The following is a 23471-nucleotide window of genomic DNA, read 5'->3' on the forward strand; positions in this document are numbered from 1 at the left end:
AGGGGAGAGGGGACTGGTCGGGGCTATTTAAACAACGCGTGCACGTTGTTCTGCTTGTAATTGAGCGTCGGGTGCAGCTCGTCGAGCTCAAACGACAGCGCCAGATATCGCGCCGCCATCAGCTCCGCGAAGTGCGTTTTGATTAGCGCGAACAGCATCTCGCCCACCGCTTCCCGGCTCTCCAGACTGCGCCCGGAGCCGATCTTCAGCGTCATATGCACGAAGGCGTAATCGTGCTTCCCGTCGGCCATCTGCCAGGTGTCGAGCCAGTGGGCGCGGCTGCGGATGCCGCCAATCGGGAAAACGCCCGTGGCGGCGAGCGCCTCGTTCACTTTGGCGAACAGCCCCGGCAGGTCGGCCTGCTCGCGGATATTGTCGGTACACTCAGCGATAAAATGCGGCATGGTGGCTCCTCAGGCGGCGGGCAGCGGGAAGACGGCGTTAACCTGTCCGGTGCCGGAGCTGGCGAACAGCTCGGTGAGAAACTCCACCTTGCCCTCGTAGTTATCCCAGCCCAGCATCCCCAGCAGCATCACCGTGTCGTGCATATTGCCCTCGCCGTAGCAGTAGTCGGCGTACTCCGGCAGCATGCTGCAAAACTCCTTAAACTGACCCTCGCGCCACAGCTTCACCACGCGCTCGTCCATCTGACGATCGAACTCGCGGGTATAGCTGTTCATCCCTTCTTCCGCGCGCTGGTCGTCGATGAACCGGTGCGACAGCGATCCGCTGGCGAGCACCGCCACGGTGCCGTCGTATTTTTCGATGGCGCTGACGATGGCCTCGCCCAGCCTGCGGCTGTCGGCAAAGTCGTGAACGGTGCAGAACGCCGAAATGGACACCACCTTGAAGTGCTTATCCGCGTTCATGTAGCGCATCGGCACCAGCGTGCCGTACTCCAGCTTCAGGCTCGGAATGTTGTGCGCCTTGGCGCGCACGCCAAGCTTCACCGCTTCGTCGGCTATCAGCTGCCCGAGCGCCGGATTGCCGTCGTAGTCGTAGGGCATATCGCGGATAAAGTGCGGCAGCTCGTTGCTGGTGTAGATGCCCGAGAAATGCTCCGCGCAGTTGATGTGATAGGCGCTGTTCACCAGCCAGTGGGTGTCGAACACGATGATGGTGTCCACGCCCATCTCGCGACAGCGCTTGCCGATCTCTTTATGACCGTCGATGGCCGACTGGCGGCAGCCGAAGTTTTTGCCCGGTATCTCAGAGAGATACATCGACGGAACGTGAGTAATTTTTGCCGCTAACGCTAACTTTCCCATATCAGACTCCCCATTTCGGAATTGGGTGGTCGCCCATTGAGATACAGACGTTTTTCATCTCGGCGAACACCTCGAAGCTGTACTCGCCACCTTCGCGCCCGGTGCCGGACGCCTTCACGCCGCCAAACGGCTGGCGCAGGTCGCGCACGTTCTGGGTATTCACAAACACCATGCCCGCTTCGATGCCGCGCGCCAGGCGCAGCACCTTGCTGACGTCCTGCGTCCAGATATAGGACGCCAGGCCATACTCCACGTCGTTGGCCAGGCGCAGGCCCTCCGCTTCGTCCTTAAACGGCAGCAGGCAGGCAACGGGCCCGAAGATCTCCTCCTGCGCCACGCGCATCCGGTTGTCGACGTCTGCCAGCACGGTCGGGCGTAGGAAGTTACCGCCCCGCAGATGCGCGGGCAGATCGGTAGGTTTATCCGGCCCGCCCGCCAGCAGGGTGGCGCCTTCCTCAATCCCGAGGCGAATATAGCCGGAGACTTTTTCCCAGTGCTGCTGGCTAATCAGCGCGCCAATCTGGGTGTTGGGATCGTTAGGGTCGCCCACGCGCAGGCGGTTCGCGCGCTCGGCGAAGCGCTTCACGAACTCGGGGTAGATGCTCTGCTGAATGAAAATGCGCGAGCCGGCGGTGCAGCGTTCGCCGTTGATGGAGAAGATGGTGAACAGGGCGGCGTCCAGCGCGCGCTCGATGTCGGCATCGTCAAAAATCAGCACCGGGGATTTCCCGCCCAGCTCCATCGAGTATTTTTTCAGCCCGGCGTTTTTCATGATGTTGCGCCCGGTGGCGGTGCCGCCGGTGAACGAAACCGCGCGCACGTCGTGATGACGCACCAGCGCATCCCCCGCCGTGGCGCCGTAGCCCTGCACCACGTTCAGTACGCCCGCCGGAATGCCCGCCTCCAGCGCCAGCTCGCCCAGACGATCGGCGGTCAGCGGGGAGAGCTCAGACATTTTCAGCACCGCGGTGTTGCCCAGCGCCAGGCACGGCGCAACCTTCCAGGTGGCGGTCATAAACGGCACGTTCCACGGCGACACCAGGGCGCAAACGCCGACCGGTTGCACCAGGGTGTAGTTGAGCATCTTGTCGTCGACCGGGTAGGTCTTGCCGTTCATCTGCTGGCACACCTCGGCGAAGAACTCGAAGTTGTGCGAGGCGCGGGGGATCAGCACGTTTTTGGTCTGGTGGATCGGCAGCCCGGTGTCGGCGGTTTCCATCGCGGCGATCTCCGGCACGTTCTGGTCGATCAGATCGCCCAGGCGGCGCATCAGGCGCGCGCGCTCTTTCATCGGCAGGTTGGCCCATTTCGGGAACGCCTCCTTCGCGGCCGCCACTGCCTGATTCACTTCCGCTTCGCCGCCGGAGGCCACCTCCGCCAGCACCTCGCCGGAAGCCGGGTTGGTGGTGTGGAAGTACTCGCTTCCCGCCACGTTTTTGCCGTTGATCCAATGGTTAATCTTTTTCATTTTGCAGTCTCCTCGCTGACAATCCGGTTCACCACGCGGCCCACGCCTTCCACTTCCACCACCACTTCGTCGCCCGGCACCACGTCGGACAGCCCTTTTGGCGTGCCGGTGGCGATCATGTCGCCCGGTTGCAGGGTCATAAATTCGCTCAGGTACGCAACCAGGAACGGGATGCTGAAGATCAGATCCGCGGTGGTGCCTTCCTGGCGCAGCTCGCCGTTAACGAAGGTGCGCAGGGCTAAATTGTGCGGATCGGGGATCGCCTCTTTCGCCACCAGGGTGGAGGAAATGGGGGTCAGCCCGTCGCGGCTTTTCACCCGCAGGTTGGGGCGGTAGTAGTTTTCCAGGTAGTCGCGGATGGCGTAGTCGTTACAGACCCTGTAGCCCGCAACGTAGTCCATGGCATCGGCTTCGCTGACCCTGCGCGCGGTTTTGCCGATCACCACCACCAGCTCGGCTTCGTAGTGCATGTACTCGACGTGGTTCGGGCGCACCGAGGTCTGGTTATCGCCGTTGAAGGTGTTCGGCGCCTTGATAAACACCAGCGGCTCGGTGGGCGGCGTAAAGTCAAGCTCGCTGGCGTGATCGGCGTAGTTCAGCCCCAGGGCGAACAGGGTGGCGTGCGGGTGAGGGCGGCGGTAAGAGGTCACCTCGCTCTCGTCCACCACCGGGTTTTCCAGCGCCGGGAAGCCCTCGGCCAGAATGCGCACCCGGTCGCCGGGGCGCAGCGCCACGCGCTCGTGCGGCGTGCCCAGCAAAATGGCGTCGCCGGGGTTGAGGGTGGCGAACTCGCTCAGGGCGCTGAGCAGCTCGGCGGCGCTGCGCTGTAAATCGGCGGTGTTCCAGCTATCGGCTTCGCGGCCGTTGATTTCGGTGATGATGGTCAGGCTATCGACGTTATCGACGGTCACCATCTCCCCCAGCGGGCAGAACCCGTCCCGGCATTTGGCTTTGATAGCCGGGCGGTAGAAGCTCTCTTCCGGCAGGCTCACCTCGTTGGCGAGGGCGTATCCGGCGATGTACTCCCCGGCCTCTTCCACCGACACCCGGCTGGCCTTTTTCCCTACCACCAGCGCCACGGTTGCGCCGCTTAACACCTTTTCTCCCTGCGGATACGGGATTGGCTCGCCCGCGCGGATAACGGTATTACCCGGCTTGATGAACCAGACCGCCGTTTTGGGCGGAGTCTGGTAGGGGGCTTTATTGAACGCCTCGCCCCAGGCGTCAAGCTGGCTTCGATGGTTAAGCGCAACGGCAAAAACGGTACCTTTCATGCATTCACTCCTCAGACCGAACGTCCGATTTCGATTTCATTAATATGTTAATGATCTGTTTTTATGCTTTCGCTGAACGATTCGCAACCAGAAGTGAATAATTTGTGATATCAGTAACAATAAATTTACACATATAAAATAATGTTTATATATATCAATGTATTATTTGTTTTACGTGATTTCTGTTAGACTTTTTCGTAGGAAACCGGTTGTTTATAAAAACATCAAAATAAAATTATTTACCTATTAATGATTTTTGGAGGCGGTGATGCATGACTCATTAACGATTGCACTTTTGCAGGCGCGGGAAGCGGCGATGGCCTACTTCAGGCCGATCGTAAAGCGGCATAATCTGACCGAGCAGCAGTGGCGCATCGTGCGCGTACTGGCGGAACATCCGTCGATGGATTTTCACGATCTGGCGTTTCGCACCTGCATTTTGCGCCCCAGCCTGACGGGCATCCTCACCCGCATGGAGCGCGACGGCCTGGTGCTGCGCTTAAAGCCGGTGAACGACCAGCGCAAGCTGTACGTGTCGCTCACCAAAGAGGGCAACGCGCTGTACCAGCACGCGCAGGCGCAGGTGGAAGAGGCGTATCAGCAAATTGAAGCCGAATACACGCCGGAAAAGATGCAGCAGCTCACCGCGCTGCTGGAAGAATTTATCGCGCTGGGAAATCGCCATATCGCGTCGCGCGAAGAAGAGTGAACGCCTTAACCCATTCACTTAAAAAGGATATATCTTTCACGGTGCGATCATCATCGCAAACATCAACATAAGCGGAGGCGATAAACCCCTCTTACCAGTACGTTTTTCGTAAAGTTTTCCCTTTCCAGGCCGAAAATTCTGTTATCTGTCTGATGGAAAGAGAAAACATGTTAAACCGTATCAAGATTGTCACCAGCCTGCTGCTGGTTTTAGCTATTTTTGGCCTTTTACAACTCACCTCCGGTGGTCTTTTCTTCAATGCCCTCAAGCATGACAAAGAGAACTTCACCGTCCTGCAAACCATTCGCCAGCAACAATCCACGCTGAACGGCAGCTGGGTGGCGCTGCTGCAAACCCGTAACACCCTGAACCGCGCGGGCATTCGCTACATGATGGATCAGAACAATATCGGCAGCGGCGCGACCGTTAACGATCTGATGCAGATTGCCTCTGCTTCCCTGAAGCAGGCGGAAAAAAACTGGGCGGATTACGAAGCCCTGCCGCGCGACCCGCGCCAGAGCGACGCCGCCGCGATGGAGATCAAACGTAACTACGATATCTATCACGGCGCGCTGGCTGAGCTGATCCAGCTGCTGGGCGCAGGCAAAATCAACGCCTTCTTCGACCAGCCGACCCAGAGCTATCAGGACGGTTTTGAGAAGCAGTACGTTAACTACCTGCAGCAGAACGACCAGCTGTATAAAACGGCGGTGGACGACAGCAACAGCTCGTACACCCAGGCCATCTGGGTGCTGATCAGCGTGCTGATCGCGGTGCTGGTGGTGATTGTTGCCGTCTGGCTGGGCATTAAGCAGGCGCTGATTTCGCCGCTGAACCGCCTGATCGACAGCATCCGCCATATCGCCAGCGGCGATCTGGTGAAGCGTATCGACGTGGAAGGCACCAACGAAATGGGCGAGCTGGCCGACACGCTGCGCCATATGCAGGGTGAGCTGGTGCGCACCGTCGGCGACGTGCGTAACGGCGCGAACGCGATCTACAGCGGCGCGAGCGAAATCTCGATGGGCAACAACGATCTCTCGTCCCGTACTGAACAGCAGGCCGCTTCCCTGGAAGAGACCGCTGCCAGTATGGAGCAGCTGACCGCAACCGTGAAGCAGAACGCCGAGAACGCCCGTCAGGCGAGCAACCTGGCGCTGAGCGCCTCCGAAACCGCGCAGAAGGGCGGTAAAGTGGTGGATAACGTGGTGCAAACCATGCGCGATATCGCCGGCAGTTCGCAGAAAATTGCCGACATTATTAGCGTGATCGACGGTATTGCCTTCCAGACCAACATCCTGGCGCTCAACGCGGCGGTAGAAGCGGCGCGCGCGGGCGAGCAGGGTCGCGGTTTTGCGGTGGTTGCGGGCGAAGTGCGCAATCTGGCGCAGCGCAGCGCCCAGGCGGCACGCGAAATTAAGAGCCTGATCGAAGACTCCGTGGGCCGCGTGGAAATCGGCTCAACGCTGGTGGAAAGCGCCGGTGAAACCATGGGTGAGATCGTCAATGCGGTCACCCGCGTGACCGATATCATGGGTGAAATTGCCTCTGCGTCCGACGAGCAGAGCCGCGGTATCGACCAGGTTGGCCTGGCGGTTGCGGAGATGGATCGCGTAACCCAGCAGAACGCCTCGCTGGTGGAAGAGTCCGCCGCCGCGGCCGCGGCGCTGGAAGAGCAGGCGAGCCGTCTGACCCAGGCCGTTGCGGTGTTCCGCATTCAGCAGGAGCAGATGAAGGCCCGCGAGTTCGCCGCCGCGAAAACCGCGGCAGCACCGGTGATGGCGCGTAAACCCGCGACCGCCGATGCGGGCGACAACTGGGAAACGTTCTAAGCGACCCCGTGTGCCGGGAGGGCGGCTACGCCTTACCCGGCCAGCATTTACCCCTGCATCCGGCGTGTTGCAGGGGCGAAACCGCGAATTCATCAAGAGGCAGCATCATGGCGCAGCGCGATCCCGGCGCTAGCCCGTGTGCGGCCTCTTCTTCTCTTATTTCCCGCAGCTCCCGCGTCAGCGCCGTTATCGTCCTAAACCCCAGCCGCGCGTAGTAGGGCGCATTCCACGGCACGTCGCGAAACGTGGTGAGCGTCAGCGACACCAGACCCATTGCGCGGGCCCGATCGGCGACACAGGAAATCAGCTGTCGACCAATGCCCTTACCCTGCCACGCCAGATGCACCGAAAGCTCGACGATAAACAGCGACGTGGGGTGCGCCTGCGCCAGCACAAAACCGACGGGATGCCCGTCAGCCAGCGCCACCCAGCTCATTCCCCGTTCAGCGTAAGTTCTGTGTTCGGCAGAGGAAATCCCCGGGCCGTCGGCAAGCCAGGCCAGATCCGGTCGCTCAAGGAATCGCTGTCCCGCCGAGTGCTCAACGGCGGGCAGGGCGGCAGCATCGTTCACGGCGGTGGGGCGAAGGAGTATATTCATGGCGGCAATTATAGCGCGACCGGGCGTTAATCTGCGCAGAACAGCAGCGGCGCGTAAAAGTTGCCGATCACCACCGCATCTTCAGGCGTGCGCTCCAGGGTCAGCAGCCGCGTTTTGCCCAGCGTTATCCCCGTCACGTACTCCTCCAGAACGCCGGCGGGCACCTCGTCGTGGGCGTAGCGATCGATTTTCTCAATGGTTATCTCGTAGAGCGAGTCGTGCATGTGCTTCCAGCGGAAGGTTTCCTGACGGGAAACCTGCCACTGCTGCGCGTCCCGGCTGACGTCCCCGTTGAGGGTGAAATACCCGCTTCCGTCGGGGTGAAAGCGCATGGTCACGCCCCCTTCAAAGTGAAACGCGCTGGCGCCCCGCTGGTTGGCAAAGCTCAGGTTCCCCTGGCACACCAGAGAGAGCGGCGGCGTATAGCTATACCAAAGCAGAGCCGCCGCCGCGAGGATCAGGTTAAAGGCGATAATCAGCCCGGTCTTTTTACGCGTCATGATCACCACTCGTAGTGGTAAAGCGTGCGGCAGGCGCTGGCTTTACCCTCGCTCAGGGAACACTGGGAGAGCACCAGCCGTCCTTCGTGACCGTACAGGAGCGCATTTTGAACATGCAGGTAGAAGATGGAGTTCTTCAGGCAGGGGAGATGACCGTCGCGCTCGAACGACTTCGCCAGGGCTATCGCCTTGTCGCGAAACACGTCCGCCACCGGCGAAAACGTGTAGACCGGGCACGCGCCGATACGGGTGAGCAGGTGTACGTTTGTCTGCCCCTGATGCTGCTTGAACACCACCGACCAGAGGCACAGCGCAACCACCACCAGCGTCAGGGCGCTGCAAAACAGCAGCTCGTAATGCCCGCGGCGCGGCGCGCTCACCGGCTTTTTCTCCAGGGCCGCGTTGCGAAGCGGTATCACCGGGATATCGGCGCTGAGCATAAACCCCATCTTGGGCACGGTGACGATAAACAGCGCGTCCGGAACAAGCCCCGCCAGAATTTTGCGCAGAATGCTGATGTACTGATTAAGCGAGTTGTTCGAGCCCTGCAGCCCCCGCTCGTCCCACACTTCGCGCAGGAAGGTTTCGCGATCGACCAGGTTACCGTGCTGATTTACCAGCAGTTTCATGATGGCGTTCGCCGTGCCGGTGAGGATCTGCGGCGCTTCTTCCGGCGTATCGATAAGAGAAAAAGAGCCGTCTTCGTCGTTATAGACAAGGACATCAGCAAGCAGGAATTTCATAGGTTTTGGCTAACAGGCAGAGAGTCTGGGATACAAACGGTGAGTCTGAATGCACAGTTCATTAGGTCTGCGTGCTATTTTAGCCAAAATGTTACCGATAACATTGATCCAGACTGGCTTTTACTCAGATTAATAAATGAACATTTTTAGCCCCTGAATCCGCGCCTGCTTTCTTAAAGATAAAGGGACTGCTGCTCGAGCAGGCAGATTTTGCGATGAAACTCCGCCAGGTTGTGGCAGTGAAATTTGGTCATCGCATTGCGCTTGTGGGTGTAGATAGTTTTGGGGGATTTATTCAGCAGCTGGGCGATGCGCACCAGGCTAATGCCTTTGCTGATAAGCGTACATACCCGCAGCTCAGAGCGGGTCAGCGTGGCGTCGGGAACCCGGGTGCAGGTGAAATCTTCGCTGCTCAGGCGCAGCATAAGCTGTGAAACCGTCAGGTTGTCAGGCATCACGCTCACCCGCTCAGAGGGCAGGTAGATCTGGATATCGTTGATGCGCGACGCCTCGGTGAAGACCAGCCAGTGATGCACAGAACTTTTCATCACCTGCTCGCGCATGCGCAAAATGCTTTCCGGGCTCACCTCGCTTATCCAGAAAATATCCGGGCGGGGAGCCATCATCGTTGAGATAGCGCTTTTCAGGCCAAGCCACAGAAAGTAGTTGTCGCTCAGAATGACGATTTGAAAATTAGCTGCTGGAGTGTGTGACATGATGGTGACTGACTTCTGCGGGTTGCCGGGCCTAATGGATTAGCCACGCAGTGTAAGGAGTCACGCGCTCTCTGGATATTTATAAATGAAATTGTCTTAGATATAGCGTCTTTGGCTAATCTTTAAGAGATATATAGAATTTAAATTTAAGATTTAAGCGCCCGACAGAATGTCGGGCGCTGCGTGGCGTTAGCCTTCGCTGCTGACAATTTTAATTTCGACCATCCCGATGCCGAGCTTGCGCGGCGAGTGGCCGAGGATATTGCCCTCGTTGGTGGACTGCGGCTCAGGCGGAACAATCACCAGCGTATTGCTGCGCGACGGGTTGTCGAAATGCAGCGTGGTGGTGGAGACCTCGTTGCCGAGCGTCAGGGTCTGCTCTTTATCGCCCACGCGCACCGGGATTGGATGGTTCGCATTCGGGCCAAAGGCCTTCGCGGTGATCACCAGGTCGAATTTTTCCGGCAGCGGATGGGCGTATTCGATTTTCACCTCGTCGCCCAGCTGCGCGTTTGACCAGCGTCCCCAGGACTCGGGGCGGGAGATGCCGCTAAACTGCTTCACCTCTTCCGGCGCGCCGGCCACGTTGAAGATAAAGCTGTCGGCTTTATAGCGAATATCGTTATCGACGATTTTCAGCATGTCGACGTTACGCTGGTAGCGCGCGGTATCGATAATCGTGTCCTTGAACGCGGTTTTGCCTTTCCACGGATCCTTATCGACGTGCTGGACGGTCTGTTCCCCGCCAAGCTGGCCCTGAGAAACGCACCAGTCGGTCGAGAGCGACAGCGGCTGCGACCAGAGCTGGCCCATCTTGAAGCAGCGGTCAATCCACACGAAGTTATCCCGCGGGGCGAATTCCGCCAGCTGGTAGCGCAGCGGCGCGGAGTATTCGCTTTCCGGCAGCGGCTCAACGCGATTGTCGGACACGCGCAGCAGCAGCGGCAGGCGGAAATGGCTGCCCGAGAAGGCGATCGTCCCTTTCTGCGGGTCGATGGTGAAGTCCTTCATCTCTTTCGGGAAGTTCCACAGACGGATGATGTCCGGCTTCCACGCGAGCACTTTTTCCTTCATGTTGAGGAAAATTTCCGACAGCGACTGCCCGGAAAGGGTGCTGCGCCCCAGCCCGATGAAGTTATCGCCCCCCAGAATATCCAGCACCGTTGCGCCGTTATCCATCGAGTTACGCCTGGTGGCAATCACTTCCTGCTGCGGCTTATCGCCGCGCAGAACGAAGAACAGGTTGCTGCGATCCAGCTTGTTCAGCTCGTCCCAGGCGGTGTTTTTCATCGCCAGATGATCGGACGAAACGACAATCACCGTGTTTTTGAAGTACGGCGAGGCTTTGATTTTGGCGACCAGCGCCGCGATGTGCTCCTGGCTGCAGGTCACCGCGCTGAACGACTTGTTACTCTTGCCGTTGATATCGTAGTTTTTGCGCTGGCAGGTGCGGGAGACAAAGCCGTCCGGATGGTGCGTGTCCACCGTCAGGGCGAACAGGGAGAAACGCTTGCCGGACTGGGAGAGCTCTTCGAATTTTTTCCAGGTTTCATCCAGAACGGTATCGTCGTAGAAGCCCCAGTCGTTGCGATAGGCGGGGTCGGCCACTGTGGTTTTCAGCTCTTCCGAGCCGAAGAGATGGTCGAAGCCGTGGGATTTCAGGAACACGTCCTTCCCGGCAAAGCGCAGGTTGGCCCCCTGCACGAAGTAGTTCTCGTAGCCGGAGTTTTTCAGGATATCCCCAAGGCAGATGTTCTGCGGGAAGAAGCTCGACATCGACGCCGAGGCGTTGCCTTCAAACGGGGCAAACAGCGGGATACCGCACTGGGAGGCGACCATCCCGGCGATGGTGTAATCGGTGCCCGGCAGCTGCATGGTGTGGCTGAAATCGAGCCCTTGGTCCTTCAGCGCGCCCAGATCCGGCGTCAGGTTCGGGAAGGCATCGTTATCAAAGTAGGTGCGCTCCAGGCTTTCGCCATAGATATAGACGAGGTTGAGCTTCGGGTTGGCGATGGTTTTCGCCGGCTCTTTGTAATAGGCGACAAAATCCGGATCGCCGTCGCGGGACTGGGATTTTACCAGCTCGGTGATCTGGTGAAACGCCGGGCTGGCATCCACCGAGGCCAGCGCAAGGAAAAGCGCCAGCAGGCTGTAGCCGTGGTGGTGCGGCAGATGGCGACGGCGGCGCAGCACCCAGGCGAGGGCGCTGAAGATGGCGACCAGCGCCACCACAATTCCAAGGCCCGGAAGGATGTATTTCCCCACGCCCGCGCCGGTCAGACTGTTGGTGAGCGTGTAGAGCACCGCGTCGTTAATCCCGTCGCCGGTAAAGTAATCGCTGGCATAGAGCGTAATGTTTAAAACAATAAAAAGGCCAAGCACCACCAGGGTGGCGACAAACCACCAGGTGTTGCGCCCGGCTTTCCAGGCGTAAACGCCGACAGAGGCCAGGAAAAGGAAGAGGGACATTAACTCTGACAACAGCCTATCCTCATGACGCCAGTTTCTTCGCTGGCTAACTGATTATTTTTTGGGTCATACAATGTAATTGCGATGTCGCGTAGCTGCAATTTTAGTGTCATGAAAATGTGCTGTTGTTAGGATTTGGTTTATAAAATCGGAATTTTGACAGGGGTCGCATCCAGGTATACGGACGCTGGGACAGTGCTTGAGGGTAAAAATACTGGTTTGACGCCGCGCGACCAGACTAGCCTGGAAAACGCGGCGTGTTGTGGCAGAAAAAGGGGGGCGATCAGGAGATGAAATTAACGCCTTGTTTTAGCACCAGATCGCAGGCTTTGGTTTTCACCTGTTTCGCCAGCGAGGAGTTGCCCAGGGTACTCAGGTTCAGCTGCTGGCCGTTTTGCGCGTTCAGCAGGCCCTGAATGCCGTCCATGTAGTTGGTGTCCTGTTTCTGCTCCTGGGTGTCTAAGCCCAGCTTGCCCAGCACCTGGTTTTTGATGTTCTGGGTGTCAGTCACCGAAGCCAGCTTCTGCTTCGCACAATACTCCAGAATCCCCGCCGCGTTGTTCATGGTGCCCGCGCTCAGGCTCTGGGAGCTGTTTCCCAGCAGGCCGGTGAGGGAGGAGGCGGACAAACCGCCCTGGGAACTGCCGCTCTCTTTAGTGAGTTCGCTTGCCGCGCTGGAGAGGGAATCCTGCCAGGAGGCGGCCTGTGCCGCGCCGGACGCCAGCAGCGCACCGAGAAGTGTGCTCAAAATAATCTGTTTTTTCATCGTAGCCTACTCAAGCAATGCCCGTTATCGGGCTGAAAGTGGCACCAGTATATACCTCTGGCGCGCCTGGCAGCGGGTAGAAGTTTCCTAATACTCTTTGCCGGTGACCCGACTGCGATAGCTGTCCCAGTCGAAAATGACGTACAGGCTGTTGCCGAGCTTCATGCGATCCATTACGCGCTCGCCCAGCAGGCGGGTCATTTCGTCAATGTTGTGGTTGGTCAGCATTCCGGTCGGGCGCTTGGAGGAGGAGCGGCGATCGACAATCTGGTTGATGATCACCTTTTCATAGCGGGATTCGGTCTGGACGCCAATCTCGTCAATCACCAGCAGGTCAACGTTGCTCAGGTCGTTCAGGAGCTGTTCTTCGCTGGTTTCGCGATTGCTGAAGGTGTCTTTCATCGCGGACATGATGTCGGCCACGGTAATAATCAGCACCGATTTTCCGCGCAGCAGCAGCTCGTTGCAGATGGCCGCCGCGAGGTGGTTTTTCCCGGTGCCCGGCTTGCCGCTAAAGATAAAGCTGGCGATGTTATTGTCGAACTCGTCCACGTACTGACGCGCGGCGGCCAGGGCGTTCATCTGCCCCTGGGTTTCCACCTTGTAGTTATCAAACGAGCAGTTCTGATGCAGCGGACGAATACCCGAGCGGTTGAAGGTGCGCTGCATCTTCATGGCGCGGTTTTCCCGGGCGAGGGCGGCAGCGCGGATTTCGCCCTGCTCCTTCTGCCATGCCAGCAGCTCTTCGCCGGTGGTAAACGCCGGCTTGACGTTGGCGGGCATCATTTTTTGCAGACGTTTCATCAGGTCGCCGACGTTTTTCATTTAGCACCTCGGAATCCATTGGGGATCTGTTTGTCCGGTTCTGAAAATGCGTTGATATCGCGTTTGGGCTGGCCATTGTTGCTGGCGCGGTTGATCTGGATGCTGCGCGCGAGCTTTTGCTGCCATTGAATATGGTGGAACACTTTGCCTTCTGCCTGCCAGTAGGCGGTAAAGGCCGCCAGCTCTTCCGGCGTGACGGGCTGCGCGAGGGCAATGCCCCACAGCGCGGCCTGGCGCTGGAAATCGGCGTCAGGCTGCCATCCGGCGTACATGGCGAATTTCCCCATCGGCACGGCAATCGGCGCGCTGCCGGGCTCGTCAAAGAACTGGTTATCCAGCGTCACGTCATTGACCGGGCGCGAGAGCCGCGCTTCGATGTCCAAAAGCTGGGCCAGACGTTCAGGCGTGATGGCATAAAACGCCGGCGCGTTATCGGCAAAAACCGCAACGGTGCCGCCTTCGGCGCTGGTCAGCACGCCGCGGGGATCGCGCATAAAGGCATCAATGCCAGCAATGCTGGTGGTCAGGATTCTGGAGGACATAACACTTTCTCTACTGGGTTACTACGGGCGTGATATGGCCTTATGGTAGCACAGAGAGGAGGAGGGAAAGGAGGGGATTTCCCCGGCAGCGCGGAGGCTTGCCGGGGCAACCATCGCCGGGGATATCAGGCGATGATGTTCAGCGTAACGTCGATGTTGCCGCGCGTTGCGTTGGAGTAAGGGCAAACGATGTGCGCCGCATCCACCAGTTTTTTCGCTTCGGCTGCGTCCATTCCTTCAACGTGAATGTTCAGCTTCGCTTCGATACCAAAACCGGTTGGCAGCGGGCCGATACCCACTTCGCCTTCGATGTAGGCCTCTTTCGGCAGGGTGAATTTATCGCGGGCGGCAACAAACTTCATCGCGCCCAGGAAACAGGCGGAGTAGCCCGCGGCGAACAGCTGTTCCGGGTTAGTCACTTCGCCACCCATGCCGCCCATCTCTTTTGGCACGCCGAGCTTCACGTCCAGGACGCCATCGGAAGAGGTCGCACGACCGTCGCGGCCTCCGGTTGCTTTTGCTTTGGCGGTATAAACAACTTTTTCTAAAGACATGGCAGGTTCCTCATCTTACGTTTGTGTGTGCTATTAAATAGCGTGCGATATATATAGTTAAATAAAGGCGCGTAAAGTATAGCCCTACGCGCGCTGGAGCTGTTGTCGCAAAAGGTCGAGCTGCTGCTTCAGCGAAGCCAGCGTGTCGGTATCGCACTGCGCCGCGCAGCCTACGGCCTGCGGGATGCCTACGGCCTGCTGTTGCAAGCTGCGCCCGGCTTCGCTCAGGGTCACCACCACCTGACGTTCATCCTGACGGGAGCGCTGGCGGTTGATCAGGCCTGCGCTTTCCAGACGTTTCAGCAGCGGCGTGAGCGTGGCGGAGTCCAGAAACAGACGTTCACCGATCTCCGACACCGTGATGCCATCCTGCTCCCACAGCACCAGCATCACCAGATACTGCGGATAGGTCAGGTTCAGCGGCGCCAGCAGTTGCCGGTACAGCTTGTTCAGCGCCAGGTTTGCCGAGTAAAGGGCAAAACAGAGCTGGTTATCCAGCAGCAGCGCGGCGGTGGCGTCGTTCGTTTTTGCGTTCATGGGATGAATATAGATAGTGCACGATTTAATTGCAAGCTATTTTAAGGGCAGGTATAGCGAAGCGCCACCTGAACCGCCATTTTGCGATAGTGCTGGCGCTGCGCCTCTTCATCTGCGCCGTCTTCAAACAGCAGGGTAAAGGTGTAGCTGTTGGCGACGTAGTGGAAGCTAAAGCTGCTGATCAGGCGGTGCAGGTCGCGCGCGTCAACCGTTTCATTGAACAGCTGCTTTTCTTTGCCGCGCCGGAGGATCTCTTCCAGCAGCTCAAGTGCGCTGCGGTTGACCTGGCGCAGGTAGCTCGACTGCTGCATGAAGCGACCGCGCTGCATGTTCTCCATGCAGATGATGCGAATGTAGTCCGGGTGATCGGCGTGGTAATCAAAGGTGGCTTCAACCAGATGCACCAGCGCCTCCACCGGCGGCATTCCCGCCAGGCTCAGCCGTTTTTCGCTGGCGCGGATCTGGGTGTAGACATACTCAAGGGCCAGAAGATACAGGTTTTCTTTGTTCCTGAAGTGGTACACCACCATCCTTTTGGTGGTGCCCGCCTTCTCGGCAATCTGCTCCATGCGCGCGCCGTTCAGCCCGTATTCGGCAAACAGCGCGATGGCGCTCTGGAAAATTTTATCCTTCAGGCTGGACTCTTCACTGTGGTCGGGGAATTCGCTGCCAGGGTTAGCCACTGCACTTCCTTATCATCACCAAACGGAATGCAGGGATTATTACCACGGCAGCGGGAGAACACAAATCTCAAACGCGCGGACGCTTGCGGTACAGCCACAGTCCGGGGATGGAAAGGCCGATGGAGAGCGCGCCCACGATGGACGAGGCCTTCAGGAAATTGCTCAGCAGCAGGATCATTTGCGGCTCGCTGTAGCCGAAGTGGCTGATTTTTACTGCCGAAATCATCGCGGTATAGGCCGAAATGCCGGGGAACATCGGGATAACCGCCGCCACGGTGAAGACCTTAGGATGCGCCAGATACCAGCGCGACCACTGAATGCCGATGCTGCCCACCAGCATCGAGGCCATAAAGGTCGACCATTCGATGTTAAAGCCCGCCGTCATCATCACCATCCGCGACCCGTGGCCGATAGCGCCCAGCAGCGCACACCACGGCAGGGCGCGCTGCGGCACGTTAAACACCATCGCAAAGCCCACGGCAGGAATGGCCGCCAGGAGCATGTCCTGCGCCAGCGCTAACAGAAACTCAATCACGCCCATCCGCGTAACCCCCATAACGTCATTGCCATTACCACGCCGATGCAGGTCGCCAGCGTCAGCAGGCTGGCGATCGCCCATCGCGCCAGGCCGGTGTTGATGTGGCCTTTGAACATGTCCGCGACGGCGTTAATCAGCGGAAAACCCGGCACCAGAAGCAGCACGCTGGCCGCCATCGCCACGGTCGGCGTGCTGGCGAACGCGGGCACGCGCAGCAGCAGGCCCGACACCGTCGTCGCCACAAACGCGGTGATGCAGAAGTTAATCTGCGGATGCAGCTGGCGATGGGTCAGAAGCTGGCGCACGTACATGGCGATGCTGGCGGCGAAAAAGGTGATCAGCGCGCCGTCCCAGCCGCCGTTGTTGAGCTTGCAAAAGCAGGCGCAGGAGAGCCCGACCATCACCACAACCAGCCAGCGCGGGTAGCGCAGCGGCTTAATTTGGCTAAAGCGCTTCTCGATATCTTTCAGATCCAGTAGCCTGTGTTCCGCGAGGATGACAATGTGCTGCACCTCGGTGACGACGTGCATATTAATACCGCGATCGTGGTTTTTGCGCGTTGAGGTCAGGCACTGCCCGTCTTTGATCGTCGTCAGGACAATGGCGTTAGACGAAATGGAGCTTTCGACGCTGTCCATCCCCAACGCCACCCCCAGACGCGTAGAAAGTTCTTCCACCAGGGCGCTCTCCGCCCCGTGCTGTAAAAGGAAAAGCCCGCACTGAATACACAGCCGCGTGACGGCGCGCTGCGTTGACTGATCTGCCTGCATGTTCACCCTGATGAGTCGAAAGAGAGCTTGCCAGATGGCCCGGAATGTCTACTTTTAGCACAAAGTGCAGGGGCGCTTGCTCTGGGTGAGATCAAGATTTGTGCAAACAGCGTTCGGGCGAAAAGCGGCGAAAAAGGGGATATTGAATATTCATTTAATGAATGTTTTATTTAAAAAGATTGGCTATTTATATTTAGTTTTTCTAACTTTAAATTTTCATTATTTTAATGTTAACGTAATTAAAATTTATTGCCATTTATGAGATATTAGCCTTGTTTGGGGCAATTCTTAATTCATCAAACATTATCTTATTTTCTGCAATTAATTTTCTACTTTTCATTCAGGAATGAATTAACACTTACCTGAATGCATTTGACATTTTTAGTACAAAGAAAGGATTCGGAGGACCTATGTTGCCATTGAATGGTAAACACGGAGTAGTGATCAGTAAAATACCTGTAATGCAGTCCGGTCTGGGTAGCGTCATGGCGCGTAATTTCCCCGACTATGAGCTGACATATTGCCGTTCCCTGCAAGAGCTGACGCTGCTGCAATTACGCAGAGCCGACGTTATTATCGCCGATATTTCTGGGGATTATAGAAACCCGCGCGGCACCCTCGAACAATATTATGGGTTATTGAATCAATATCGCGGTATTCACTGGATATTTCTCGTTTCTCGCCCGTTATATTCCAGCGCGGTTGAGCTGCTTATGCGTCCCGAAACAACGCTGCTGTCGGATATGGAACCCATTGAAGGCGTCGTCAGTGCCATTCGTGCCGGCAGTGAACGCGCGGAACGTATAAGTCAGACTTTATTAACGCCGGATGCGCTGGAGTTTGGTGAAAAGAGCGAACCATTCATCGTACTTACTCATTCCGAACGCAAAGTGCTGCGATTGCTGGGTAAAGGTTGGGGCATTAATCAAATCGCGACCTTGCTAAAGAAGAGCAATAAAACCATAAGCGCGCAGAAAAACAGCGCCATGCGCCGATTGTCACTGCGCAGCAACGCCGATATGTACGCCTGGATAAGCAGCGCGCAGGGAATGAGAGAGCTGAGCTTGATGTCAGCCTATGGAGAGTTCGAGGAATGGAAAAGACCACTGCAACAAGACATATCGCCGTCATTGAAAATTGCTCAATGAGTGCCGTTGGGCTCGCGCATCTCTTCGCGATGTCGCCGCTCAACCAGTATAAGCTGCACCTGTTCAGTAAGTTCGACAGCCTGAAGGCCGCGCTTCCTCACACACCTTTTTTCGCGGTGATTTATTCACTCTCCGATGCACGTGAAGAGCGCCGTAACTGTTTGTCCTGTATGCGCGAGCTGGCGCATACGCACAGCGAGATTCAGCGCATTGTGCTGGCGTCGGATGAGATGGAAGCAAAGCTGGTTAGCCATCTTTCGCCTTCACGTCTGCATGGCATCATGAATAAAGCGGTTTCACTTATTCACCTGCGCGATGAATTATCGGCGCTGTTGAGCGAAACCCGCCGCGTGAATGACAATATGCTGAATCACTGGTACGTGAGCCAGAACCGGATGTTGAGCCCAACTGAACGGGCGATTTTGCGTTACATGTCGTGCGGCTATTCCATCCCTGAAATCGCGACGCAGCTTGAAAGGAACATTAAAACCATTCGCGCACATAAATTTAATGCCATGGTGAAGCTGGGAGTGAATTCAGATGTGGGACTGCTGGATGCAGCCGATCTTCTTACTCATCTTCCCGTCGGGGAAGTTCGTCGAAGTGCATTAACCGTTTCGGCGTTCTCGTAAACGTTAATCGCGCGCCAGAATAACGCTGGCGCTGCGATTTTAAATGCAGACATCCACCCATTTTGCTGACGTCAGCTCAGCCATTCTCTCAGGTGAAATACGCACCGCGCTGTGGATCGCCCCCGCCGCAGGCAGGACTTCCGGGTATTGTTTCAGGGAAATATCGCAGTAGACCGCAAGCGGGTTTTCCAGCCCGAAAGGGCAGACGCCGCCGACGGGATGGCCGGTGATCGTGACCACTTCATCGCTGCTGAGCATACGCGCCTTCGCGCCGAAGGTGTCTTTTAGCTTTTTGTTATCCAGACGCGCATCGCCTTTCGCAACCACCAGGATGACCTCGTTTTTGACCTTTAGCGAAAGGGTTTTGGCGATTTGCCCTGGCTCAACCCGATGAGCGGCAGCTGCCAGCGCGACGGTCGCGGTGCTTTGGCTAAGCTCAATCACTTCTATGTCTGGCGCGTTGTCGGCAAAAAACTGCTGTACAGACTGCAAACTCATTGTTTCCTCCTGACAAATATCCTGCGTAATCTGTCATAAGAATTTATGCTCTGTAAATATCTCTTAAGTAACAAATATCCCGTATGGCCGATTTCTGGATCGTCTTCACATTCACAGAAACCGGTTACAGTAACCGGTTGCAGACCGTCTTTGAGAGATTAATACTGGTTACGTAACTTCCCCTGTATCCAATAATAAGAGCAAATTATGAAACCATTCCGTCTGAGCAGTACCGCTGGTACAAGACCCAGCAAGGTTGTAAAGCTGATTTTTGGAACTACGTGCGGCGTGAATGCGCCCGAAACGAACGTCTGACAGGAGATCTGCTATGTCTGCCAACCATGCTGCGTTTAATTTAATTTTCCGCTTCGTTGAGAATTACGTTAGCCCAATTGCCGGGCGGATCTCTTCACAGCGCCACGTGATGGCTATCCGCGACGGATTTATTTCCGCCATGCCGTTCATGATCGTCGGCTCTTTCTTATTAGTGTTTGCCTACCCGCCGTTCTCGCCGGACACCACCTGGGGCTTTGCCCGCGCGTGGCTGGATATGGCGAAGCAGTTTGAAGGCCAAATCCTGACGCCGTTTGATATGACGATGGGCATTATGTCCATTTATATCTGCGCGGCCATTGCCTATAACCTGGGCAAGCATTATGTGAAATCGCACCAGCTTGACCCGTTCATGTGCGCCATGCTGTCGCTGATGGCGTTTCTGCTGGTGGCGGCGCCGAAAACCAAAGGCACTCTGCCTGTGGACAGCCTGGGTGGGACGGGGATCTTTACCGCCATCCTGGTGGCGATTTACTGCGTTGAGATGATGCGTTTCCTGAAAGCGCACAATATCGGTATCCGCCTGCCTGACCAGGTGCCGCCGATGATCAAAAACTCTTTTGACCTGCTGATCCCGGTGCTGGTGGTCGTGCTGACGCTGTACCCGCTGAGCCTGCTGATCCAGTCTCAGTTCGGAATGCTGATCCCGCAGGCCATCATGTCTATCTTTAAACCGCTGGTGTCTGCCGCTGACTCCCTGCCTGCGATCCTGCTGGCGGTGCTGATTGGTCACCTGCTGTGGTTTGCCGGTATTCACGGGGCGGCGATTGTTTCCGGGATGCTGCAGATGTTCTGGCTGACCAACCTGGGCATGAACCAGACGGCGCTGGCCGCCAGCCAGCCGCTGCCGCACATCTTTATGGAAGCGTTCTGGACGTTCTTTATCGTTATCGGCGGGTCGGGCGCGACGATGGGGCTGGTGATTTGCTATCTACGCAGCCGCTCGGCACATTTACGCTCCATCGGGCGCTTAAGCGTGGTGCCCAGCTTCTTTAACATCAACGAACCGGTGATTTTCGGTACGCCGATCGTGATGAACCCGGTGTTCTTTATTCCGTTCCTGCTGGCGCCGATGGTTAACGCCGTGCTGGCGTGGGCGGCAATGAAGCTGGATCTGATTGGGCGCGTGATTTCGGTCGTGCCGTGGACTGCGCCCGCGCCGGTGGGGGCCGCCTGGGCGCTGGGCTGGGACTTCCGCGCCGCCGTGCTGGTGATTCTGCTGGCGCTGGTCTCGGCAATCATCTACTTCCCGTTCTTTAAGGTGTACGAGAAGCAGCTTCTGGAGCAGGAAGCGGAGGAAGCGCAGCGTGCGGCAGAAGAGGAAAATCAGCAGGTCGCGTAGATAAAAGCAAAACGGCAACTCAGGTTGCCGTTTTTAGTGTTTGTTCCCTCTCCCTGTGGGTGAGGGCATCAGATAGCAGACATTACTTCAGCGTACAATCGCCGCACTGCTGAACGTCCGGCAGGCGATATCTCTGGCAGCAGGTGCGGCGAACCAGAAGCCCGTCACGCGGGACGACGGTGCGGAACAGCGGGTTATCGCGACCGTCTGAAAGCTGTTTGGCAAAGAAGCAGGACTGGCGCAGCGCATCGACTTTTTCGTCGCCGAGCAGCGGTTTCATCTCCGTCAAATACCAGTGGATCAGGTAGCCGGTATTACTCCAGATAAGTTTCCCGTTAATCTCACCCGTCGCCTCCAGCGCATCCACCACCGGAATCAACGCGCGGATCACCAGCTGCTCCATGCGCTCGCTGGCAGAGAGGTGTGCCGCAGGCTTATCTTCATGCACGTCGATCCAGAAGCAGGCAGCGCGCCCGGTTTCGTGAAACTCAACGTGGAAATGATCCGGGGAGAGATCCAGCATGGCGTCCTGCGTCAGCAGCGCCAGCATCATCGGGGGAACCATCAAGCCGACATACCACTGCGCCCAGAGGGAGAGCAGCGGCTTGTTCTCACGCGCCATGGTCGGCTGATTGCGATAGATATGGTCGGAATAGGCGGCAAACAGCGACTGCTGCTCGGCCGGCTGACACCACTGTGCCAGGGTCATCGCCTGGTGCGGGTGCGGTTCATCCAGCCTGATGAAATCCAGCAGATGCGCGCGGGTTTCAGCAATCTTTTCACGAATGGCGTCCGCAAGCGTCACGCTCTCCGGGGAGAGCCTGGCTCGCCAGAGAATTGCATCAACGGCTTGTGCGGTTTGAGTGGCCATAGTGTTGGATAGAAATCTAAATGATAATGATTGCCAATCCTAACTATAGATAAAACCGATCGCAAGCCTTTTGTCGGGGAAGTGCGACCGCGGCGCTACGCGGTTTGCAGCTCTTCGCTAAGCAGGATGTTGTTGCGGCCCGTGTTCTTTGCTTCGTACAGCGCTTTATCCGCTTTCTCCAGCGCGGTTTCCAGCTCGTCACCCTCATAAATGGCGATGCCAATGCTGATGGTCACGTTGGTTGCCACGCTCTCGTTGAACATGTGCGGGATCTTGAGATCGTACACCTTCTGGCGAATGCGTTCGGCGGTCTGGCGCGCGTGCTCGAGGGAGATATTGGTCAGCAACACCATGAACTCTTCCCCGCCGAAACGCGCCACGATATCGCGAGAACGCACCGCGTCGCGGATCGCCGCTGAGACGCGGATCAGCGCCTGGTCGCCCATCATGTGCCCGTAATGGTCGTTGTAGGCCTTGAAGTGGTCGATATCCAGCAGCATAACGAAGTGCTCGCCGCTATCCACGGTGGGCAGGTTTTCCAGACGGCTTTGCAGGCCGCGTCGGTTATACAGGCCAGTAAGCGGATCCATCATGCTGAGATCGGTCAGGGTTTCCCGCTCTTCCAGCAGGCGGGTCAGCAGATCGAGCGCGAAGTTGTCGTTACGTCGTTGCAGCCAGTTATGAATACCAATCGCCATCATCGGCAGCGCGAAAAAGTAGAACATCCGCAGCCAGCTTTCATGGGGGCTCAACCACAGGCAAACGGCGAAAGAGGGCAGAGAGTGCAGCGTAAACGCCTTGATGTTGCTGATGAACGCCAGCGAACCGATAAACAGCACCGTCAGGAGAGCCATCATCAGATAGGCGGCCTGATTGTGGGTGATTAATAACGACTTAGACCCAATCTGCCAGGCCCATAGCAGCCCAAAAATTGCAGACACCGCGGGAATGTTTATTTTCCGTTTTTTATTTTTCCAGTGCCAGACCAGCAGGCCGAGGCTTATCGTAAAAATGGCTAACAGGGGCGCGGATAACGCGCGCACGGAATAGAGCGGATTTGTTACCGAAAAGAGTGAAGATGCTGCGTTCAGAAACAAGAATAAACGTAACGATAACTGATATTTCTTGTTGACCAAAGACCGCCAGGATTGTGATGTCATATTAGTACGTTTTTACTATTTCTAATTAAAACAAACAAATAGGTGTTGGTGTGGAAATGAATTTGCAATAGGTCGAATTATAATTTTTCAGAAAAGCTTTAAAGACAGTTAACAGGTGTGCAATTTATCACCTTAAGAATTTTCTGTCATTACGCGAAAGGTAAAGGGCGGATATTTCCTGGCGGGGATACTGACAAATGATAATTCCTATCATATGATATTGGTTATCATTATCGATGTGAGAGACAAAACCATGTTGAGCAAGGCGCTGGGAAGTGGCTGGGGCATATTACTGCCTGGAGCGATCGTTGGCGGACTGATGTTCGCCGACATCTCTGTCAACGTCTGGAAGCTGATCATCGTGTCGGGGCTGCTGCTGACGTCGGTGATGATCTGGCATAAACAGTTACGGCACTATGTGCTGTTGCCATCATGCGTTGCGTTGATCGGCGGAATGCTGGTGATTCTGATGAGTTTCAAATAAAAGGGGATTTACTCAGAGGGAGAATAAGATAATTGGTGCGAGGGGGGGGACTCGAACCCCCACATCCTAAGGACACTAACACCTGAAGCTAGCGCGTCTACCAATTCCGCCACCTTCGCACAGTCATCTTATTTTTTGATATCGCCTCGTTGGTGCGAGGGGGGGGACTCGAACCCCCACATCCGTAAGGACACTAACACCTGAAGCTAGC

General features: G+C 56.8%; 26 protein-coding genes and 1 tRNA gene. 6 read left to right on the forward strand and 21 right to left on the reverse strand.

Annotated features, from left to right (window positions below; genetic code table 11):
* Positions 1-23 precede the first annotated feature (23 nt).
* The 4 genes from AB6V08_RS22615 to hpaG are packed head-to-tail and all read right to left on the reverse strand — an operon-like array spanning position 24 to position 4010.
* Positions 24-404 (reverse strand): 5-carboxymethyl-2-hydroxymuconate Delta-isomerase, encoded by a 381-nt coding sequence (locus AB6V08_RS22615; protein ID WP_368544990.1) that lies wholly within the window; start codon positions 402-404, stop codon positions 24-26.
* Positions 405-413: 9 nt separating this feature from the next.
* A complete protein-coding gene (gene hpaD, locus AB6V08_RS22620) occupies positions 414-1268 on the reverse strand; it encodes a 3,4-dihydroxyphenylacetate 2,3-dioxygenase (RefSeq protein WP_368544992.1) in 855 nt (284 codons plus the stop codon).
* A gap of 1 nt (position 1269) precedes the next feature.
* Positions 1270-2736: a 5-carboxymethyl-2-hydroxymuconate semialdehyde dehydrogenase gene (hpaE, locus tag AB6V08_RS22625; RefSeq protein WP_368544993.1), complete on the reverse strand. Its 1467-nt coding sequence runs from the start codon at positions 2734-2736 to the stop codon at positions 1270-1272.
* Positions 2733-4010 (reverse strand): 4-hydroxyphenylacetate degradation bifunctional isomerase/decarboxylase, encoded by a 1278-nt coding sequence (hpaG, locus tag AB6V08_RS22630; RefSeq protein ID WP_368544995.1) that lies wholly within the window; start codon positions 4008-4010, stop codon positions 2733-2735. The genes hpaE and hpaG overlap by 4 nt, the downstream gene beginning before the upstream one ends.
* Before the next feature lie 268 nt (positions 4011-4278).
* Between hpaG and hpaR the strand changes: the two genes are divergently transcribed.
* Together hpaR and tsr are read left to right on the forward strand one after the other, a co-directional pair.
* A complete protein-coding gene (gene hpaR, locus AB6V08_RS22635; RefSeq protein WP_368544996.1) occupies positions 4279-4719 on the forward strand; it encodes a homoprotocatechuate degradation operon regulator HpaR in 441 nt (146 codons plus the stop codon).
* 167 nt (positions 4720-4886) lie between these two features.
* Complete coding sequence (gene tsr, locus AB6V08_RS22640; protein ID WP_368544997.1) at positions 4887-6551, forward strand: methyl-accepting chemotaxis protein; 1665 nt, start codon at positions 4887-4889, stop codon at positions 6549-6551.
* Positions 6552-6576: 25 nt separating this feature from the next.
* On the opposite strand, the gene AB6V08_RS22645 is transcribed toward tsr, so the two are convergent.
* The 13 genes from AB6V08_RS22645 to AB6V08_RS22705 all read right to left on the reverse strand — a co-directional run bounded on the left by AB6V08_RS22645 (position 6577) and on the right by AB6V08_RS22705 (position 16792).
* A complete protein-coding gene (locus AB6V08_RS22645) occupies positions 6577-7149 on the reverse strand; it encodes a GNAT family N-acetyltransferase (protein ID WP_368544998.1) in 573 nt (190 codons plus the stop codon).
* Between the two features lie 26 nt (positions 7150-7175).
* Positions 7176-7649 carry a hypothetical protein gene (locus AB6V08_RS22650; RefSeq protein ID WP_368544999.1) on the reverse strand — a complete coding sequence of 158 codons (474 nt, stop codon included), beginning with the start codon at positions 7647-7649 and terminating at the stop codon, positions 7176-7178.
* Between the two features lie 2 nt (positions 7650-7651).
* Positions 7652-8392 carry a transcriptional regulator gene (locus AB6V08_RS22655; protein WP_368545000.1) on the reverse strand — a complete coding sequence of 247 codons (741 nt, stop codon included), beginning with the start codon at positions 8390-8392 and terminating at the stop codon, positions 7652-7654.
* 173 nt (positions 8393-8565) lie between these two features.
* On the reverse strand, positions 8566-9108 hold the full coding sequence (locus AB6V08_RS22660) for a helix-turn-helix transcriptional regulator (protein WP_368545001.1): 543 nt from the start codon (positions 9106-9108) through the stop codon (positions 8566-8568).
* A 189-nt stretch (positions 9109-9297) separates the two neighbouring features.
* Complete coding sequence (gene opgB, locus AB6V08_RS22665) at positions 9298-11589, reverse strand: phosphatidylglycerol--membrane-oligosaccharide glycerophosphotransferase (protein ID WP_368545002.1); 2292 nt, start codon at positions 11587-11589, stop codon at positions 9298-9300.
* A gap of 271 nt (positions 11590-11860) precedes the next feature.
* Positions 11861-12343 carry a DUF2501 domain-containing protein gene (locus AB6V08_RS22670; protein WP_368545003.1) on the reverse strand — a complete coding sequence of 161 codons (483 nt, stop codon included), beginning with the start codon at positions 12341-12343 and terminating at the stop codon, positions 11861-11863.
* A gap of 87 nt (positions 12344-12430) precedes the next feature.
* The gene (dnaC, locus tag AB6V08_RS22675) at positions 12431-13168 is read right to left on the reverse strand and encodes a DNA replication protein DnaC (protein ID WP_368545004.1); all 738 of its coding nucleotides are present in this window, start codon (positions 13166-13168) and stop codon (positions 12431-12433) included.
* Positions 13165-13710 carry a primosomal protein DnaT gene (gene dnaT, locus AB6V08_RS22680; protein ID WP_368545005.1) on the reverse strand — a complete coding sequence of 182 codons (546 nt, stop codon included), beginning with the start codon at positions 13708-13710 and terminating at the stop codon, positions 13165-13167. The genes dnaC and dnaT overlap by 4 nt, the downstream gene beginning before the upstream one ends.
* A 125-nt stretch (positions 13711-13835) precedes the next feature.
* Positions 13836-14264 (reverse strand): organic hydroperoxide resistance protein, encoded by a 429-nt coding sequence (locus AB6V08_RS22685; RefSeq protein WP_368545006.1) that lies wholly within the window; start codon positions 14262-14264, stop codon positions 13836-13838.
* 84 nt (positions 14265-14348) lie between these two features.
* Positions 14349-14801 (reverse strand): MarR family winged helix-turn-helix transcriptional regulator, encoded by a 453-nt coding sequence (locus tag AB6V08_RS22690; RefSeq protein ID WP_368545007.1) that lies wholly within the window; start codon positions 14799-14801, stop codon positions 14349-14351.
* Between the two features lie 41 nt (positions 14802-14842).
* Complete coding sequence (locus AB6V08_RS22695; RefSeq protein WP_368545008.1) at positions 14843-15484, reverse strand: TetR family transcriptional regulator; 642 nt, start codon at positions 15482-15484, stop codon at positions 14843-14845.
* A gap of 67 nt (positions 15485-15551) precedes the next feature.
* On the reverse strand, positions 15552-16025 hold the full coding sequence (locus tag AB6V08_RS22700) for a threonine/serine exporter (protein WP_368545016.1): 474 nt from the start codon (positions 16023-16025) through the stop codon (positions 15552-15554).
* On the reverse strand, positions 16016-16792 hold the full coding sequence (locus AB6V08_RS22705) for a threonine/serine exporter ThrE family protein (protein ID WP_368545009.1): 777 nt from the start codon (positions 16790-16792) through the stop codon (positions 16016-16018). The genes AB6V08_RS22700 and AB6V08_RS22705 overlap by 10 nt, the downstream gene beginning before the upstream one ends.
* Positions 16793-17202: 410 nt before the next feature.
* On the opposite strand from AB6V08_RS22705, the gene AB6V08_RS22710 reads away from it, so the two are divergent.
* Positions 17203-17940 (forward strand): LuxR C-terminal-related transcriptional regulator, encoded by a 738-nt coding sequence (locus tag AB6V08_RS22710; RefSeq protein WP_368545010.1) that lies wholly within the window; start codon positions 17203-17205, stop codon positions 17938-17940.
* Positions 17937-18572 carry a DNA-binding transcriptional activator BglJ gene (bglJ, locus tag AB6V08_RS22715; protein WP_368545017.1) on the forward strand — a complete coding sequence of 212 codons (636 nt, stop codon included), beginning with the start codon at positions 17937-17939 and terminating at the stop codon, positions 18570-18572. The genes AB6V08_RS22710 and bglJ overlap by 4 nt, the downstream gene beginning before the upstream one ends.
* 39 nt (positions 18573-18611) lie before the next feature.
* Here the strand turns inward: bglJ and AB6V08_RS22720 are convergent, their stop codons facing one another.
* Positions 18612-19070 carry a YbaK/EbsC family protein gene (locus AB6V08_RS22720; protein WP_368545011.1) on the reverse strand — a complete coding sequence of 153 codons (459 nt, stop codon included), beginning with the start codon at positions 19068-19070 and terminating at the stop codon, positions 18612-18614.
* A gap of 328 nt (positions 19071-19398) precedes the next feature.
* Between AB6V08_RS22720 and AB6V08_RS22725 the strand changes: the two genes are divergently transcribed.
* The gene (locus AB6V08_RS22725) at positions 19399-20745 is read left to right on the forward strand and encodes a PTS sugar transporter subunit IIC (protein ID WP_368545012.1); all 1347 of its coding nucleotides are present in this window, start codon (positions 19399-19401) and stop codon (positions 20743-20745) included.
* 82 nt (positions 20746-20827) lie between these two features.
* On the opposite strand, the gene fhuF is transcribed toward AB6V08_RS22725, so the two are convergent.
* Together fhuF and AB6V08_RS22735 are read right to left on the reverse strand one after the other, a co-directional pair.
* Positions 20828-21616: a siderophore-iron reductase FhuF gene (fhuF, locus tag AB6V08_RS22730; protein WP_368545013.1), complete on the reverse strand. Its 789-nt coding sequence runs from the start codon at positions 21614-21616 to the stop codon at positions 20828-20830.
* A gap of 95 nt (positions 21617-21711) precedes the next feature.
* Positions 21712-22776 (reverse strand): GGDEF domain-containing protein, encoded by a 1065-nt coding sequence (locus AB6V08_RS22735; RefSeq protein WP_368545014.1) that lies wholly within the window; start codon positions 22774-22776, stop codon positions 21712-21714.
* Positions 22777-22990: 214 nt separating this feature from the next.
* On the opposite strand from AB6V08_RS22735, the gene AB6V08_RS22740 reads away from it, so the two are divergent.
* Entirely contained in the window at positions 22991-23260 is a 270-nt protein-coding gene (locus AB6V08_RS22740; protein ID WP_368545015.1) for a DUF1435 domain-containing protein, read from the forward strand.
* A gap of 33 nt (positions 23261-23293) precedes the next feature.
* Here AB6V08_RS22740 and AB6V08_RS22745 read toward each other — a convergent pair.
* Positions 23294-23379 (reverse strand) — tRNA-Leu (locus tag AB6V08_RS22745).
* Positions 23380-23471 lie beyond the last annotated feature (92 nt).

The sequence above is a fragment of the Enterobacter soli genome (assembly GCF_964208575.1).
GTDB classification, from domain to species: domain Bacteria; phylum Pseudomonadota; class Gammaproteobacteria; order Enterobacterales; family Enterobacteriaceae; genus Enterobacter; species Enterobacter soli_A.

Excerpts from the sequence above, each read along its gene's own strand:
- AB6V08_RS22615 (WP_368544990.1), bottom strand. The coding sequence starts at position 404 with ATGCCGCATTTTATCGCTGAGTGTACCGACAATATCCGCGAGCAGGCC.
- hpaD (WP_368544992.1), bottom strand. The coding sequence starts at position 1,268 with ATGGGAAAGTTAGCGTTAGCGGCAAAAATTACTCACGTTCCGTCGATG.
- hpaE (WP_368544993.1), bottom strand. The coding sequence starts at position 2,736 with ATGAAAAAGATTAACCATTGGATCAACGGCAAAAACGTGGCGGGAAGC.
- hpaG (WP_368544995.1), bottom strand. The coding sequence starts at position 4,010 with ATGAAAGGTACCGTTTTTGCCGTTGCGCTTAACCATCGAAGCCAGCTT.
- hpaR (WP_368544996.1), top strand. The coding sequence starts at position 4,279 with ATGCATGACTCATTAACGATTGCACTTTTGCAGGCGCGGGAAGCGGCG.
- tsr (WP_368544997.1), top strand. The coding sequence starts at position 4,887 with ATGTTAAACCGTATCAAGATTGTCACCAGCCTGCTGCTGGTTTTAGCT.
- AB6V08_RS22645 (WP_368544998.1), bottom strand. The coding sequence starts at position 7,149 with ATGAATATACTCCTTCGCCCCACCGCCGTGAACGATGCTGCCGCCCTG.
- AB6V08_RS22650 (WP_368544999.1), bottom strand. The coding sequence starts at position 7,649 with ATGACGCGTAAAAAGACCGGGCTGATTATCGCCTTTAACCTGATCCTC.
- AB6V08_RS22655 (WP_368545000.1), bottom strand. The coding sequence starts at position 8,392 with ATGAAATTCCTGCTTGCTGATGTCCTTGTCTATAACGACGAAGACGGC.
- AB6V08_RS22660 (WP_368545001.1), bottom strand. The coding sequence starts at position 9,108 with ATGTCACACACTCCAGCAGCTAATTTTCAAATCGTCATTCTGAGCGAC.
- AB6V08_RS22670 (WP_368545003.1), bottom strand. The coding sequence starts at position 12,343 with ATGAAAAAACAGATTATTTTGAGCACACTTCTCGGTGCGCTGCTGGCG.
- dnaC (WP_368545004.1), bottom strand. The coding sequence starts at position 13,168 with ATGAAAAACGTCGGCGACCTGATGAAACGTCTGCAAAAAATGATGCCC.
- dnaT (WP_368545005.1), bottom strand. The coding sequence starts at position 13,710 with ATGTCCTCCAGAATCCTGACCACCAGCATTGCTGGCATTGATGCCTTT.
- AB6V08_RS22685 (WP_368545006.1), bottom strand. The coding sequence starts at position 14,264 with ATGTCTTTAGAAAAAGTTGTTTATACCGCCAAAGCAAAAGCAACCGGA.
- AB6V08_RS22690 (WP_368545007.1), bottom strand. The coding sequence starts at position 14,801 with ATGAACGCAAAAACGAACGACGCCACCGCCGCGCTGCTGCTGGATAAC.
- AB6V08_RS22700 (WP_368545016.1), bottom strand. The coding sequence starts at position 16,025 with ATGGGCGTGATTGAGTTTCTGTTAGCGCTGGCGCAGGACATGCTCCTG.
- AB6V08_RS22705 (WP_368545009.1), bottom strand. The coding sequence starts at position 16,792 with ATGCAGGCAGATCAGTCAACGCAGCGCGCCGTCACGCGGCTGTGTATT.
- AB6V08_RS22710 (WP_368545010.1), top strand. The coding sequence starts at position 17,203 with ATGTTGCCATTGAATGGTAAACACGGAGTAGTGATCAGTAAAATACCT.
- bglJ (WP_368545017.1), top strand. The coding sequence starts at position 17,937 with ATGAGTGCCGTTGGGCTCGCGCATCTCTTCGCGATGTCGCCGCTCAAC.
- AB6V08_RS22720 (WP_368545011.1), bottom strand. The coding sequence starts at position 19,070 with ATGAGTTTGCAGTCTGTACAGCAGTTTTTTGCCGACAACGCGCCAGAC.
- AB6V08_RS22725 (WP_368545012.1), top strand. The coding sequence starts at position 19,399 with ATGTCTGCCAACCATGCTGCGTTTAATTTAATTTTCCGCTTCGTTGAG.
- fhuF (WP_368545013.1), bottom strand. The coding sequence starts at position 21,616 with ATGGCCACTCAAACCGCACAAGCCGTTGATGCAATTCTCTGGCGAGCC.
- AB6V08_RS22735 (WP_368545014.1), bottom strand. The coding sequence starts at position 22,776 with ATGACATCACAATCCTGGCGGTCTTTGGTCAACAAGAAATATCAGTTA.
- AB6V08_RS22740 (WP_368545015.1), top strand. The coding sequence starts at position 22,991 with ATGATATTGGTTATCATTATCGATGTGAGAGACAAAACCATGTTGAGC.